Consider the following 14,598-nt stretch of genomic DNA (forward strand, 5'->3'; position numbering starts at 1 on the left):
CTCGATCACGACGCGCCTCCGGCGAGGTATCGCTGAGGGTTGTCCGTGATCAGCTGTCGAGCGATCGACCGCTCGACCCCGCGCGCCACCAGGAGATCGAGGAACACGGTGGGCACGAGCACGAATCCGTTCCCACCCAGGCTGCTCCACATCTGCTTCAGGAACAGGTCGTGGCTGAGCAGGATCTGGTCCGCGTATCCCAGCTCGATCAGTCGGGCCACGGCAGCGACGGTCGCGGCGATGGCCGGTGATGCCCCTTCCCCAGGGAACGTGATGTCGAGCCCGATCATGTCGAACTCGAGCCAGACCCCTCGGTCCAGGAGGCGCCGCTGGTAGTCGAGATCGTCGCCGGAGGGATCGCTGTGGGCGAGAGACAGGCGAGTCGGATCAGCACCCATCTCTCCGACGGCGATGTCCAGCACCTCGTCGCCGCGGCGCTGCCATCCGGGCATGTGGATGTTCATCGCCGTGCCCGGGCTCTCGTGCTGGGCGAGGGAGGCGGCGCGGAGGCTCGTGCGCTCGCCGGCGGTGAAGCCCGGGGAGACCCCGACCTCGCCGATCGCCCCCGCGCGGAGACCGGTCTCCCCGACGCCGACGTGCAGCTCGTCGAGGATCTCCTGCGCGAGAGCATCCACTCCCGCGCCGGTGATTCTCTCTCCCTCGAACTTCTCGAGATAGGCACCGGTGGACATCACCACGTGGAGTCCCGTCTCCTGCGAGAGCCGCAGCAGGTCCGCCGGGCTGCGGCCGATGGCGGCCGAGCCGGTGGCGTCGACGATCGTGCCGCCTCCGGTCGCCTGGTAAGCGGCGACCTCGCCCCGGACGCCGTCGAAGCTCTTCGGTGCGACGTTGTCGCGGCTGCAGTACGGGTCCTGCCGCAGGGCCCACAGCAGCGATGGCTCCACAGCACGGTCCAGGAGCACGTGGCTGAACTCGTAGGACGGTGGTGCGAGGCACGGGCTCAGATCGTTGAAGAGATGCTCATGGGGGAGCACCGTTCCCAGGTCGGACGCGGCGACGGGTCCCTGGACGGTCTGGACGACAGGGCCCTTTCCGCTCATGAGCGCACCTCGTCCGACTGGGACTCCGGTGCGATGCCGTCGTGAGGGCCGATCTGGCGGGGTGTCTCCTCCTCGCGGACACGATTCGAGGGGATCATCGCGATGCCGGAGGCAGACAGGGCGACCAGCGCTCCGAGGACGGTCACCACGTGCACGGTCCCCATGCCGGGGATGATCGAATCGATGAGAATCGAGCCGACGAGCTGACCGGCGGTCGAGGCGAGGGCGAGCAGAAGCAGGCCCAGACGGCGGACCAGCAGCGCCATCAGGGCGATCGACGCGAGTCCCAGCGGGCCACCCAGGTACATCCACCAGATGTCCGGCAGGGCGAAGCTCGCGTTCCCGGCGGCGACCCGACCGAGGAAAGCGATGGTGAGGGCGACGAATCCGATCAGGAAGTTCCAGGTGATCGAGACGAGCATCGAGCCGGAGAGCCTGCCGATGTTCGAGTTGCCGGCCGGCTGCCAGCCTGCCAGGAGACCGCCGGCGAACGGCAGGATCACGAGCGCCAGGGTGTGCGGGGTCTCGAAGTTCGGGGAGACCACGAGCACCGTGGCGACGACGGCGAGCACGGCGCCGATGATGCGGAAGATGCTCAGGGCCTGCTTGAAGGGGACACCGATCCCGAGGCGGTCGCAGACGACGCCGGAGATGACCATGCCGGAGATGAGGGCGGTCTGGAAGGTGGCGACGCCGAGCGCGCCGACCGAGATGCCCTCGGAGAGCACGATCACCGCGCCGCACAGGCCGGCGAAGAAGTTCGGCCATGGAATCGTTCCGCGGCGGAGGTGTCCGGGCAGCGACAGGAAGGCCTGTCTCGTCGAAGGTCGCGGCAGGATGATCACGAGCATCAGCACGAGGCCGGATCCGAAGCTGACGATCGCTGCGAGGTGACCGTCCCCGAGCTCGGTGCCGAGACGACCGTTGACGGCCGACTGCATGGGGCCGAGCATGCCTGCCAGGACGGTGAACAGGACGAAGATCCCGACTGCTACGGTCTTGGCGGTCGGCGGGCGGGTGTGGACGACGTTGTCCGTGGTCTGGGGCATGGTCAGTCCTCCTTCTCCGTCTCGCCGGCCAGCCAGGACATGGCCTGGGAGAACAGCAGGCCGTAGCCGGCCCAGTCCATGAACTCCGTCGGTGCCCAGTGCGGGGAGACGTCCGAGGCGAATGCCAGCGTGCGGCCCTCGCCGACGCTGCGCACGGCCAGGAGGGGATCTCCGTCGACCTCGGCGAGGACGGTCGCATCCTCCTTCGCCACGAGCTGCTGATAGCCGAGGAGGATCGGCCAGGACCTCTCGAGGCCCGCGACGACGGGGTGCTCGACACCGGTGAGGGTGCCCGTGACGCCCTGGGGCGACTCGACGCGGTCGTCCCATCGGTGGATGTCGACGGGGAGGATCTGCTCGACAGCGGTGCCGGCGTAGTTCGCCTTCGCGCCGAAGCCCTGGAAGGAGAGGTAGCCCCCGGCCATCATCAGGCCGCCGCCGTCCCGCACCCAGTCGCGCAGCAGGTGGAGGCGATTCGGAGTAGGACGCCCGTGGTCGAACACCTGCGGAGGGAGGAGCAGCGTGTTCGCGCCGACGTCCGAGAGGAGGACGACGTCGTACTCATCGAGCTCCTCGCGCGTGAGCGGGAAGAACTCCGCGACATCGTGAGAGCGCATGTGCGTGACCTCGTGCCCACCTTCGCGCAGCACGTCGAGGAGACGTGCACATCCGATCTGCACCTGCGTGTGGGGGAAGGGGTCGTATCCCTTGTGGTCAATGGTCGCACTGACCCACGACTCGCCGGCCAACAGCACCTTCGCCATCTTCGTTCCTCCTCGAACAGTTCTCGTAGAGTGTTGCGCAACGATTGCGCAATACATGGTGTGACCGACCATAGGGCCGTGACGTGCAGATGGCAACCCGATCACGCGTAGCCTGTCGGCGCAGCACCACAGGAAGGGAAGGGGACTCATGTCGATCTCAGCCGTCGCCCGTGAGGCCGGTGTCTCGACATCGACCGTCTCGCGCTTCCTGAAGGGGGAGCTGCGGGTCAGTCCCGAGACCGAGGCCCGCATCCGGTCGGCGATGGGCGCCACCGGCTTCACGTCGCCGCGCAGCTCCGTGAGGCACCTCGCCCTGATCATCCCCGAGCTTTCCAACCCCTATTTCGCGCAGCTGACGCAGGCGATCACCGATGCGGCGCATCACAGGGATCTCGAAGTGTCGGTCCTCGTCTCCGACGGCCTCGAGGCGCGCGAGCACAGGATGGTCTCTGCGTGTGCACAGAGCGCTCGCATGGGGGTGGACGCGATCCTGTTCGCCTCGATGACGGGAAGCGGCGCCCTGCTCACCGAAGTGCCGGAGGGCTTCCCGTTCGTCGTGATCGACGAGAAGCTCGACGGGCCGCTCGCCGGCTCGCGACACTTCGTCGGTGCGGACAACTTCGAAGGCGCCTACCGGGCGACGACCTACCTGCTCAGCCAGGGACATCGACGCATCGCGCATCTCGCGGGACCGGAACGCCTGGGCTCGGCGCGCGACCGACTCCGCGGGTATCTGCGGGCGATGCGGGACGCCGGCCTGGACACCGATCCCCAGCTGGTGCTCGAGGGGCCGTACTCCGAGTCCTTCGGTGCGAGCGCGCTCTCGCGGGTCCTGCGCCTCGACCAGCCGCCCACTGCCGTCTTCGCGGCGAGCGACATCGTGGCCGTCGGCCTGTCCTCGGCGGCTCCGATGCACGGCGTCAGCATTCCGGGCGATCTCTCGCTGATCGGCTTCGACGGGATCGAGCAGGGTTCCTGGGTCACGCCGAAGCTGAGCACCGTCGCTCAGCCGGTCGCCGAGATCGCCAAGCAGGCGCTCGACCTCCTGACCACCGACGGTGCCCCCGCGGAGCCGGCGGCCCGGCTCCTGCCGATGGAACTGCGGATCGCAGGGTCGGTCGGGGCGGGCCCCTCACCGTCGTCCTGACACCAGCACCTGCTCGAACAGCTCAGCGGCCCGCAGCAGCTGGGCGAGCTCAAGGTGTTCGTCCACGGAGTGCATCTGCGCCGGATCGCCCGGGCCCCAGATGACCACCGGCAGGTCCGGACGGAACTGCTGAAGGACGGACCCGTCGGTGAAGTACGTGACCGGGGACGGATCGACCTCGGCAGGCAGCGAGCGGACGAAGTGCGAGTCCGGGTCGGTGCGCAGCGCGGAGAGGTCGAGGAGCGTCTCGACCTCGTCGATCCCCTCGGTCCCGGCCCAGTGCTCGAGCAGCGGCTCCGGCTCCGCGATCGTCCGCAGATCGACCGTCGCAGCGGCCGCGTCCGGCACGATGTTCGTGGCGTCCCCGCCATGGAACGTGCCGACGGACGCCGTCTCCGCACCGAGCGCGGGGTCGTGTCGAAGAGGTGCGGCGGCCAGGGCCGGGCCGAGGGCCGAGGCGAGCCTCGTCACCGCGTTGATGCCCCGCTCGGGGGCGGATCCGTGCGATGACCGTCCACGAGCGACCAGCCGGAGCCAGAGGGCCCCGCGATGCGTGCACCGCACGGTGAGGGACGTGGCCTCCGGGATGACGATCCCGGTGAGCGCCAGATCGGTGATCACGTCGCGGGTGTGCTGAGCCCCGAGCGAACCGATCTCCTCGTCCGAGGTGAGCAGCAGATGCCCCGCGGCCCCGCGGTCCGAGGCGCGGAGAAGGGCGGTGGTCGCGGCGGCGAGTCCGCCCTTCATGTCGACGGAACCTCGCCCGTGCAGATGCGAGTCGTCGATCTCGCCGCCGCGCGGAGGCCGGGACCACTGCGCCTCGGCTCCCACGGGAACGGTGTCGACGTGGCATGCGAAGAGCGGTGCCGGGCCGTCCGGGCCGAGGGAGATCAGGGTCCACGGGCGGTCTCCTCCGCCGGTGGAGACGCGCGCGTCGTCGGCGTGGTGCCGAATCACGTCGGCGACGCGCTGCTGGACAGAGCGCATGCCGTCGACATCGGCGGACGTGCTGGGGATGCGGACGAGGTCCGCGGCGAGGTCGATGGTCTCGAGCATCGTCAGTCCCCGTACACCCTGAACCCCACCACCCGCGCCTCGGGCACCCCGTGGGTGTCCTCGACGACCAGCCGCAGCGCGTCCGTGACGACCGGCGAGTCCAGGCGCAGCACCCGGTGGCGCTCGCGGTTCTCGCGCAGCGAGGCGAGGTGGTGCCAGGCCCCGTCGGACCGGCTCTCGAGCCGGGCGTTGCGCACCAGGGTGGGCATGATGTCGTCGGGGGAGCGGTGGTGGTGGAGGTTGATGAGGTCCTCGTTGAGGTCGTCGTCCAGCAGCAGGTCCACCTCGGTGATCGTCTGCGGCTCCTCCCAGGCGAGCTCGAGCGTGGGCTGCGGGTCCTCCGCGGCCGGGCCCGAGACCCACATGTTCGGCCCGCCGTAGGGACGGGCGAAGCCCCCGATCACGCGGGCGGGGGCGAAGGCGCCGGTCGGCGAGGCGAGGCGGAAGCAGATGCTCTCCCCGTGCAGGGTCTCCTTCCACTCGCGCCACTGCTCGGTGAACTCCTCTCCCTGCGGCAGGAGGCGGCGGTGCATGGTGACGGTGCCGGGCTCGGCGTGGTCGCCGCGGTGCACCTGGAGCAGCGGGTTGCTGTGCAGCACGACGACCACGTTCCGCGGCTTCGCGGGAGTGTGCGTCAGGGGCAGGCGCACCCAGGAGCGTCCTTGCGGGACTGCGACGCGCACGGTGTCCAGCTGCTCGTGGGGGAGGTAGTTCTGGGGCTTCGAGGTGGTGTGCAGGGCGGCGGAGAGCTCGGTGTCCTCCGCGGCGTCCACGAGCACCTCGACGCCGTCGATCCCGGGGTCGGCGGGCAGGACCAGGCTGAGATCGTTCTCGAGCACCTGGGCCCCGGTGCTGGTCGTGGAGGCCAGGCGCGTCCGGGTCGAGGAGGCGGTTGCCGACGCCGTGAGGGCCAGGTTCGCGGGGTCCTCGTCGGCGATCCCGAGGGTCGAGGCGTCGGCGCGGACCAGAGCGCGGCGCAGCTGCGGGAGCTGCTCGGTCGCGAGCGCACGCGGGGAGACGTCGAGCTGCTGGGAGAGGGCGGCGCCGATTCCGGCGGCCTCGCCGAGGACCGCGCAGGTCGCCATCACGCGGGTGGAGCCGAAGGCGACGTGGCTGGCGCTGATGTCACGCCCGGCCATCCACAGGTTCGCGACGTCCCGGGAGTACAGGCAGCGCAGGGGGATGTGGTAGTTCCCGTCGGGGTGCCAGTGGCGCGAGCCGCGCTCGGAGGCGTACACCCCGCCGACGGGGTGGAGGTCGATGGACCAGCCGCCGAACGCGACCCGGTCCTCGAACTCGGTCTGGCCGAGCACGTCGTGCTGGGTCAGCACGTGGTCGCCGACGAAGCGGCGGTACTCGCGCTTGCCGGGCACGGCGCCGATCCATTCCAGGGAGAGGTTCTCCGCGTCGAAGCGGCCGGAGTTCTTGATGTGGTCCCAGATGCCGTAGCAGACGGCCTGCAGCTCGTCGCGGATCCGCTCGTTGTCGCGGACGACGTCGAGGTCGCCGCCCCATTCGATCCACCAGTAGTCGCAGCCGTTCATCTCCCGGCGGATCACCCGGTTCTCGGGGATCGAGGTGGCGGAGACGTCGATCGCGAAGGGCGGGGGCACGAAGCGCTGCGGATGGCCGACGTCCTTGGTGTAGAAGAGGATCGTCGAGCCGAGCATGTCCTCGCCCGGATGCTCGGGCGCCCAGGACTCATCGAACTCGCTGCGCGGCTCGCTGCCGCGGCGTGAGGAGGCGCCGGCGAGATGGCCGACGAGCCCGTCGCCGCTGCAGTCGATGAAGGTCTCGGCCTCGAAGCGGAGGCGCCGCTCCGAGCCGCTCATCCATCCCGTGACCGAGCGCAGCCGGCGCTCGCCGGCAGGGCCGTCGGCCTCGACCTCGGTGACGTCGGTGTTCAGGAACAGGGAGAGGTTCTCCTCGGCCCGCACCTTCTCCAGCAGCAGCAGATCCCAGTAGTAGGGGTTCCCGTCGGGGTTGCGGTACTGGTTCTCCACGAACAGCTCGCCCATGATCCCGGTCTCGCGGGCGAACATGTGGATGCCGTGCGCGGTCGCGCCGCACACCCACACCCGCACCTCGCTCGAGGAGTTCCCGCCGAGCACGGGCCGGTTCTGAACGAGGGCGATGCGTCGGCCCTGCCGGGCGGCGGCGATCGCGGCGCAGACGCCGGCGAGGCCGCCTCCGACGACGACGATGTCGTACTCGTGATGCTCGGTGTTCATGCCTCGTGTCTCCCGTGCTCGAAGAGGATCGATGTGTCCAGGAAGGAGATCGCGGCGTCGCGTGTGCGTCGCTGTGCGACCAGCACCCACAGCAGGCTCGACACGAGGGTGTCGCTGGCTCGGCCCGCGAAGTACTGGGTCCACACCGAGCCGTTGCGGATCCCGGTGAACAGCGGCATGTGCACGGTCCGGGCCAGCCGGGACTCGGGGTCGCCGTGGAGGGCGATAGCGGTGCCGGCCGTCTCTCTCAGGGTCTGCGCGAGGGTCACGGCGGCATCGCTCTCCCCGGACCGATTGCCCAGCAGCAGCACGTCCCCCTCCCGCAGCAGGGTCGAGACGGCCAGCCCGGCCTCCTGCGGGCTCTCGTGGAACCAGGCCGGCACCCCGATGCGTAGCAGTCTCATGTGCAGCTCCCGCATCGCGGGGATGTCCCCCCACTCCGCGAACAGGTGCACCCGGCCGGCCTCGGCGACGGCGGCGGCGGCGCGCTCGATGGCGTCGACGTCGAGGACGCTCGCGCTGTCGCGGAGGGCTCGCGCCTGCGTGCCGGCGAGGATGCCCAGCACCTCGTCGGGGGCATGGTCGGGACGGATCTCCGTGCCGATGTCGTGCTCCCAGCCGGACTGGACGCTGCGGCCGTTGTCCAGGGCGATGGCGCCGCGCAGGGCGGGGTAACCGGAGTAGCCCATCATCACGGCGAAGCGAGTGACCGTGGTGGCCGAGGCACCCGCCCGTTCGGCCAGCGCCGTGATGGACTCCATGCCGGAGACGGCCGGGTCCTCGAGCACCGCCTCGGCGACGCGGGACATCGTGGGGTTCAGCGAGGGCAGGACGTCGGCGATCCTCCGCAGCGGGGACTGCGGAGCGCCGCCGTCGGACGGGCCGCCGGCGTCAGGTGCCGGAGGGGTGTTCACGGTGGAGCTCCTTCGAGAGGGGGTGAGGACCGCGGGCGCGGGCCGACGCACCGCCGGCCCGCGCACGGCAGTCATAGGAGAGAGTTGATCGCCTCTCCGGCGCCGGCCATCGCCTCGGCAGGGGTCTGCTCACCGAGCAGCGCCTTCTGGACCGCTTCGGCCAGTTCGGTCTCAAGCTGCGCGTACTCGGGGTACGCCCACAGCGGGCTGGTGGAGGCGGTGGCGGTGATCTTCTCGGTGAAGGCGGCCAGGAAGGGGTCGTCCTGGATCGCGCCGTCGGCCAGACCGGTGTCGGTCACCGGAGGGCTGCTCGTGACCTCGAAGTACTCCAGGGCGATCTCGGGGTCGGAGGTGATCCACTGCGTGAACTCCGCCCCCGAGACGGCACCGGGGCCGTCCATCACCACCAGCAGGTTCCCCCAGGCGAGCGCCCGCGGAGTGTCACCTTCGGCGAGGACGGGGCGGGATGTCGGCACCATCTTCGAACGGATCTCGGAGTCGGGGGAGTTCGCGACCACGATGGACGCGCCGATGGGGGCGTCGTCGTAGAAGGCGGTGCGGCCCTGGCTGAACAGGTTCCGCGCGGAGTTGCGGTCGGTGCCGGCCGCGATCAGGCCCTCGTCGTACATCTCCTTGTACCACTCCATGGCCGCCACGGAGGGGTCGTCGCCCAGCGTGCAGGTGCCGTCCTCCATGAGGGTGGCGCCGAAGGTCTCGAGCCAGAAGATGAAGTCCTTCAGCTGGGCGACCTCGGTCGAGGCGGCGTAGGGCACCATGTCCCCGCCGAGTTCCTTGACGGCCCGCAACGCGTCGGCGAACTCGTCGAGGGTCACCGGCGTCTCGGCGACTCCTGCCTTTTCGAGCAGCTCGGAGTTCGCGATCAGGCCGATCGCCGCAGTGGTCCAGGGCAGTCCGTACTGGGTGTCCTCCAGCTGCCCGGTGGCCAGCGCGGCCTCCGTGTAGTCGACGTCGGAGGCGTACTCGGCGAGGTCCACGAGCTGCCCGGTGGCGACCATGGGGGCGAGCCACTCAAGGTTGAGCTGGACCACGCCGCTGATCTCGCCGCCGCGGGCGCGCAGCAGGATCTGGTTGAGCGCGTCGTTGTACGCGTCGGTCGTCGTGGTGATCGTCAGGCTGTTGTCCTCTTGGTAGCCGGCGATCGTCTCCTCGAGCCACGAGCTGGGAGGGTCCTCGGACAGGGCGAAGGAGGTGAAGTGGAAGTCCTCTCCGCTCTCGCCCGAGGGCGCCTCGCCGCCGCCGTCCGATCCTCCGCAGGCGGACAGTGCGAGTGCTCCGAGGCCGAGGCCGGACAGGCCCATGGCCTGTCGGCGGGAGACGCCGGCGACGGGGCGACCGGCGGGGCGGGGGAGGTGGAGTGGGGAGTGCATGGTGGGTTCCTCTCGGGTGTGCGGGACGGCGATGTCGGGCGGTGGAGGGGCGGGCGGGTCAGCCCTTGACGGCGCCGGCGGTCAGACCACCGGTCAGGAAGCGCTGCAGGGCGATGAAGGCGATCGCCACTGGGAGGGCGACCAGGAACGATGCGGCCATCAGCTCGGGCCAGTCGGTCCCGGCCTCGCCCATGTACTTGTTCACCAGCGCGGGCGGAAGGGTGCGCTGGTCCTGGCTGGTCAGGGTCAGGGCGAAGATGAAGTCGTTCCAGCCGCGCATGAAGGCGAACAGCCCGGCGGCAACCATCCCGGGGATCGTCAGCGGCAGCACCACCGCGTGGAGCGTGCGCCACCTCGACGCGCCGTCGATGGCGGCCGCCTCGATGAGGTCGTCCGGCAGGGTGTCGAAGAACTCCTTGAGCATCCAGACGCACAACGGGAGGGTGAACGTCGTGAACGAGACGATCAGCGAGAGGCGGTTGTTCAGCAGGCCCAGGCTCGCGAAGACGGTGTAGAGCGTGACCAGCAGCAGCGCGGAGGGCAGCATCTGGCTGAACAGGATGAACAGCAGCAACGGTCGTCGACCTCGGAAGCGGAACTTCGAGATCGCATACCCCATGTACGCCGAGATGATCACGCTGAGCACGGCGGTCGCGCCCGCGACGATCAGCGAGTTGGTGAGCCAGCCGTAGATCTGGGGATCGGTGAAGACGGAGACGTAGTTGTCCAGGGTGAAGCTGGTGGGGAAGAACTGCGGCGGGTACTGGTAGACCTGGCTGTCCGGCGTCACCGAGGTGACAAGAAGCCAGTACGTCGGGCCGAAGGCGAAGACGCCGATCACGATCACGGCCAGCCAGGGCACGATCCGGGGGCCGGAACGGCGGGGGCGTCGGGGGGCGGGGGCAGCGCCGCTGTACTGCGCCGCGTCCCTGGTGCCGGTCATCTGCTGCGTCGTGGTCATGACGGCTCCTCGCTGCGCTCGGAGAGCTGGACGTAGACCACGACCATGGCCATCAGCAGGATGATCCAGAGCACGCCGATCGCTCCGGCCTCCCCGAGGTCGTAGGCGCTGAACGCCGCCTCGTAGAGCGCGGTGGCCAGGGTGCTGGTGGTTCCGGCGGGTCCGCCGCCGGTCATCACGTAGATCAGGTCGAAGTGCTGGAAGTTCCAGATCACCTCGAGCAGCAGGACGATCCCGGTGACGCCGGCGATGTGTGGCCAGGTGACCGTCCGGAACCTGCGGATCGCGCCGGCGCCGTCGATGGACGCGGCCTCCTTCAGCTCGGAGGGGACGGTCTGCAGCGCGGCGAGCAACATGACCATGATCCACGGGAAGCTGTTCCAGGTCTTGGCGAGTATCAGCCCGGCGCGGGCCGCTTCGGTGTCGAACAGCCACGCGACCGGGGCGTCGATCAGCGACAGTGACTGCAGCAACCCGTTGAGCACGCCGTAGTTCGCATCGAAGATCCACGACCACAGGAACGAGACCACCACGCTGGGCAGGAGCCAGGGGAACAGGAACATGCCCCGCATCACTCCACGGCCGCGGATCCCCGTGTCCAGCGCCAGAGCGAGGGCGAGTCCGATCAGGAAAGGAAGCACCGTCGCCCCGGCGGTGAAGATCAGCGTCTGCCACAGCAGCTGCGGGAAGTCTTCGCCGAGCACGACGGTGAAGTTCTCCAGCCCCACGAACTCGCGTCCCGGGTACAGCAGGCTCTCTTCGAAGAACGCCATGGCGATGGAGCGCAGCAGAGGGTAGAGGACTACTGCGATCAGCAGGGCGAGGCCGGGCAGTACCAGCAGCCAGACGAATCCCGTCCCCCGGATGCGGCGGGGGGACCGGGTTCGCTCGATCTCGAGCTCAGGGGTCGCGGTGCTCATCGTCGAGAAGCTCCTGACGGGCGGGGCAGAGGTGGGAAAGCGAGGGGCCGACACGCTCAGTCGGCGAATGGTCGACAGTGACCAGGGCCGGCGACGGTGCCGACATCGATGAAAAAGTATCTCGCATGTCCGGCGGCAGTCAAGGAATTCTGTGAAAGATTCGCATGCCAGGGTCCGGTGCGGGGTTCGCCAGGTGAACTGCGCGAGCGGGCACCGGACTGAACTCTCCGGGGTGTCGGGCCATGAGTCACCTGCTTCTCCTGCGGGCTTCATATGTGGTCGTGGCCGCGATGATCCTCACCGGACTCGCCCTCGGCGCTGTGCTCGGCTACGTCCTGCGACGGTCCTGGTTCTGCGTCACTGGCGCGTCTCGAGACCTGTGCACGGCCCACTCGGCGGCGTCACCGAGGTGGCCCGAGCCCGCACGGTCGGCGAGGCGGCGGGTGTCGAGCGGGGAGCCGGCGGCGCTCGCACGGCGGCCGACGAGAAGGGCGGTGCTTGGTATGGCGGGGTCTTCTGGAACGCAGGGGACGGCGTGCGCTCTTCTCCGTAGAACTGCTCTCGGCATAGGGTTGCCCGCACTACGGTGCGGCCCCCGGCGGCGCCGATCCGTCGAGGGGAACGGGGCAGTGATGGCACGACGACGCAAGCGACGAACACGATTCTCCCGGAGCGAGGGCGCGTCCCTGTTCCTGGAGCTGTTCGACCTCATCGCCGGCGTGGCACGGCTCGTCGGGCGGATCCCGGCGCTGATCCTGCAACTGTTCACCTGAGCGCGCGGAGCCCCCGGGGCCGCCTCAGTCGTGCTGGAAGGTGTACTCCCCGCTGAACCCGTCGATCTGCGGATCGGCGATGACCCGCAGGTTGACCCAGGTTTCGTCGTCCCGCTCGATCACCGGCAGCGTCAGGCCCTCGACCACTACCGGCTCCTCGGCGCTGATCGGAAACTCCTGGCTGGCGTCGTCGCCCTCGAGGATGAGGGTGCCGCTACCGGACTCGATGGTGAAGGTCCCGGAGATGGTCATCTCGTCGCTGTACTCGTCCGCATCGAGCTCGGTGTCCCAGCGTCCGTCGGAGGTCTTGTAGCTGACGGTGCAGGAGACCTCGCCCCCGCTGCCGCTGCAGCGCTTCTTCACGTGCTCGGTGCATCCGCTGAGCACCAGCGATCCCAGCAGCAGCATGGCCGCGCCCCCGCGCGTGACTGTTCCCCTCATGGCGAGAAGGGTACGCGCGGCTCGGGCCATCCGTTCAGCCGGCGCCGTCGGTCATCGCCGCCTGCGGCAGCCAGTCCGCGCCGAGCAGCTGCGCGACGCCGGAGAGGCCCTCGGTGTCGCCGCCGACGGTGTCGGAGGCGGCGGCGATCCGCTCCACCATCACCTTGCTGACCTGCTCCTCGACCGTGTCCTCGGCGTAGGCGATGTGCCAGGGGGAGACCTGGTGGTCGCGGTGGGTGCGGCCCGTGACCTGTCGGCCCGCGATGCCGGAGAAGCGGGCCTGGTGGAAGATCCCGACCCGCGGCTCGGTGGACGCCTGCCTGCCGCCGGGGAGGGACTCGCCGGCGTGGAGGCTGATCGAGGCGACCGTGGTGAACACGCAGACCTTCGCCTCCCCGGTCTGGAAGCGCAGGCGCTCGGCCTCGACGTCGAAGCGGTTCCGGCCGTAGATCGTCGCGACCTTGAGGCCCGCGTCCCGCAGACGCTCGGTGATCGGGTCCGCAGCAGTGGTCACGAACTCGACCGAGCAGGCCACCTGCCGCTCCGCCTCGACCTGCTGCGCGATCCACTGCACCGTCGAGTCGACGCGGAGCAGCCCCGCCTTCTGCCGGAAGCGCAGCAGCGCCGCCCGCCCCTTCGCGGTGTTGCGGCCGCGACGCGCGAGGTCCATCTCACGGCAGAACTCGCCCCACTCCGCCTCGTACGCCTCTCGCTCGGCCGGGATGAGCGCGACCGGCATCCCGGAGATCGGCACCGGCCCCCACGGCGCGGACCGGTGCAGCATCGCGGCCGGCTCGTCGTCCGTGAGCCAGCTGCGCACCCGCGCGAGATCCTCCGCCCGACGGGTCGGATCCGTGGTCCAGGTCGCGCCGTAGCGGCCCTTCTCCAGACCGATCCCGTGCCGCTCGAGCGCCGAGGTGAAGGTGTGCGCGGGTTCTTTCGCAGTAGCCCAGGCGGACATCGGCTCGCCGTGCGACTGCGCATAGGCGGGGGCGAGATAGGGCAGCTCGAGCGGGGTGTGGCCCGGGGTGGCGGTGGTCGCGATGACGAACGGCGCCGCATCGTGCGAGCGGGTGTGCCCGGAGATCCGCGACCAGAGCTTCCACCGCTTCGTGGTGGTGCGGCGCAGGGCATGGGCCTCGTCGGCGATGATCACGTCCCAGTCGAAGCCGGCGACCTTCTCCAGCCGGTCCCAGGTGATCACCACCCATTCCAGGCCGCTGTCGCCGAGCGCCGTGATCGTGCGGCACCAGTGCCCGATCGTGATCGCCGCCGGCCGGTCCGCGACCACCAGCACCCGCTCCGCGCCGCGCAGATCGCCGACCGCGCTCGCGCCGAGCACGGCGGAGATCGTCTTGCCGACGCCCGGCTCGTCGGCCAGCAGGAACATCCGCCCGCCGGCTTCGGCGCGGGCCGCGATCGCGTCGGCCGCCTCGTACTGGTTCTGCCGCGGCTCGAAGCCGTCGGTCGGCTCGGGCACCGGGGCGGGGGAGCCGGGGTTGTGGAGGTTCTCCAGGAAACGGCCGAGGGTGTGCGGGCCGGGGGAGTAGGGCGCGAGATTTTCGGGGAGCGTCCGGCCGACGTGCACGTGCATCTTCACCGCGGGATGCCAGGAGGCGCCCTCGACCTGTGTGCCGTAGGGGACGTCGAGGATCCACAGCCGCTCGCCCGGGCCGACGACGGGCAGCTCCTTCGGGGCGTGGCGCGAGCTGCTCGACGAACGACGACGTGAGGACCTGCGGCGGCGGGTGGAGGGGGAGCGGCGGGAGGTGGGCACCGCTCGAGGTTAGCGGGGCGCGGCGGCGGGTGCTCCGCTGCTCGGCGTGCTCGGGGGCGCCTCGACGGCGATCCGCGCTACCGAGCGGTTCCTGCAGGACGCGCCGGTCGTGGCGT

13 protein-coding genes are annotated in these 14,598 nt (G+C 70.0%); 2 read left to right on the forward strand and 11 right to left on the reverse strand.

Annotation, left to right across the window (positions count from 1 at the left end):
- Positions 1-5 precede the first annotated feature (5 nt).
- Genes A4A78_RS08345 through A4A78_RS08355 form a run of 3 tightly spaced genes read right to left on the reverse strand, consistent with a single transcriptional unit; the run spans position 6 to position 2,874 of the window.
- Positions 6-1,061 carry a phosphotriesterase gene (locus A4A78_RS08345; protein WP_062948247.1) on the reverse strand — a complete coding sequence of 352 codons (1,056 nt, stop codon included), beginning with the start codon at positions 1,059-1,061 and terminating at the stop codon, positions 6-8.
- The gene (locus A4A78_RS08350) at positions 1,058-2,110 is read right to left on the reverse strand and encodes a DMT family transporter (RefSeq protein ID WP_062948249.1); all 1,053 of its coding nucleotides are present in this window, start codon (positions 2,108-2,110) and stop codon (positions 1,058-1,060) included. Before A4A78_RS08350 ends, A4A78_RS08345 begins: the two co-directional genes overlap by 4 nt.
- A gap of 2 nt (positions 2,111-2,112) precedes the next feature.
- The gene (locus tag A4A78_RS08355) at positions 2,113-2,874 is read right to left on the reverse strand and encodes a glutamine amidotransferase (RefSeq protein WP_062948251.1); all 762 of its coding nucleotides are present in this window, start codon (positions 2,872-2,874) and stop codon (positions 2,113-2,115) included.
- A 148-nt stretch (positions 2,875-3,022) separates the two neighbouring features.
- Here A4A78_RS08355 and A4A78_RS08360 point away from each other — a divergent pair, with 148 nt between their 5' ends.
- On the forward strand, positions 3,023-4,021 hold the full coding sequence (locus A4A78_RS08360) for a LacI family DNA-binding transcriptional regulator (RefSeq protein ID WP_062948253.1): 999 nt from the start codon (positions 3,023-3,025) through the stop codon (positions 4,019-4,021).
- Here the strand turns inward: A4A78_RS08360 and A4A78_RS08365 are convergent.
- The 6 genes from A4A78_RS08365 to A4A78_RS08390 all read right to left on the reverse strand — a co-directional run bounded on the left by A4A78_RS08365 (position 4,007) and on the right by A4A78_RS08390 (position 11,491).
- A complete protein-coding gene (locus A4A78_RS08365) occupies positions 4,007-5,077 on the reverse strand; it encodes a M20/M25/M40 family metallo-hydrolase (RefSeq protein ID WP_062948255.1) in 1,071 nt (356 codons plus the stop codon). The two genes, A4A78_RS08360 and A4A78_RS08365, sit on opposite strands and share 15 nt — an antisense overlap.
- Before the next feature lie 2 nt (positions 5,078-5,079).
- Positions 5,080-7,308, reverse strand: coding sequence for an FAD-dependent oxidoreductase (locus A4A78_RS08370; RefSeq protein WP_062948257.1), 2,229 nt, complete (start codon positions 7,306-7,308; stop codon positions 5,080-5,082).
- The gene (locus tag A4A78_RS08375) at positions 7,305-8,222 is read right to left on the reverse strand and encodes a MurR/RpiR family transcriptional regulator (protein WP_062948259.1); all 918 of its coding nucleotides are present in this window, start codon (positions 8,220-8,222) and stop codon (positions 7,305-7,307) included. Before A4A78_RS08375 ends, A4A78_RS08370 begins: the two co-directional genes overlap by 4 nt.
- Before the next feature lie 71 nt (positions 8,223-8,293).
- A complete protein-coding gene (locus A4A78_RS08380) occupies positions 8,294-9,610 on the reverse strand; it encodes an ABC transporter substrate-binding protein (RefSeq protein ID WP_062948261.1) in 1,317 nt (438 codons plus the stop codon).
- A 58-nt stretch (positions 9,611-9,668) separates the two neighbouring features.
- Positions 9,669-10,571, reverse strand: coding sequence for a carbohydrate ABC transporter permease (locus A4A78_RS08385; RefSeq protein ID WP_062948263.1), 903 nt, complete (start codon positions 10,569-10,571; stop codon positions 9,669-9,671).
- A complete protein-coding gene (locus A4A78_RS08390) occupies positions 10,568-11,491 on the reverse strand; it encodes a carbohydrate ABC transporter permease (RefSeq protein WP_062948265.1) in 924 nt (307 codons plus the stop codon). The genes A4A78_RS08385 and A4A78_RS08390 overlap by 4 nt, the downstream gene beginning before the upstream one ends.
- Before the next feature lie 632 nt (positions 11,492-12,123).
- Between A4A78_RS08390 and A4A78_RS17780 the strand changes: the two genes are divergently transcribed.
- Entirely contained in the window at positions 12,124-12,264 is a 141-nt protein-coding gene (locus tag A4A78_RS17780; RefSeq protein WP_156488590.1) for a hypothetical protein, read from the forward strand.
- Positions 12,265-12,288: 24 nt separating this feature from the next.
- Here A4A78_RS17780 and A4A78_RS08395 read toward each other — a convergent pair whose 3' ends face one another.
- The gene (locus A4A78_RS08395) at positions 12,289-12,705 is read right to left on the reverse strand and encodes a hypothetical protein (RefSeq protein WP_156488591.1); all 417 of its coding nucleotides are present in this window, start codon (positions 12,703-12,705) and stop codon (positions 12,289-12,291) included.
- Positions 12,706-12,739: 34 nt separating this feature from the next.
- Positions 12,740-14,482, reverse strand: coding sequence for a hypothetical protein (locus tag A4A78_RS08400; protein WP_062948269.1), 1,743 nt, complete (start codon positions 14,480-14,482; stop codon positions 12,740-12,742).
- Positions 14,483-14,598 lie beyond the last annotated feature (116 nt).

This window comes from Brachybacterium sp. sponge (genome assembly GCF_001613775.1).
In the GTDB taxonomy this organism is placed as follows: domain Bacteria; phylum Actinomycetota; class Actinomycetes; order Actinomycetales; family Dermabacteraceae; genus Brachybacterium; species Brachybacterium conglomeratum.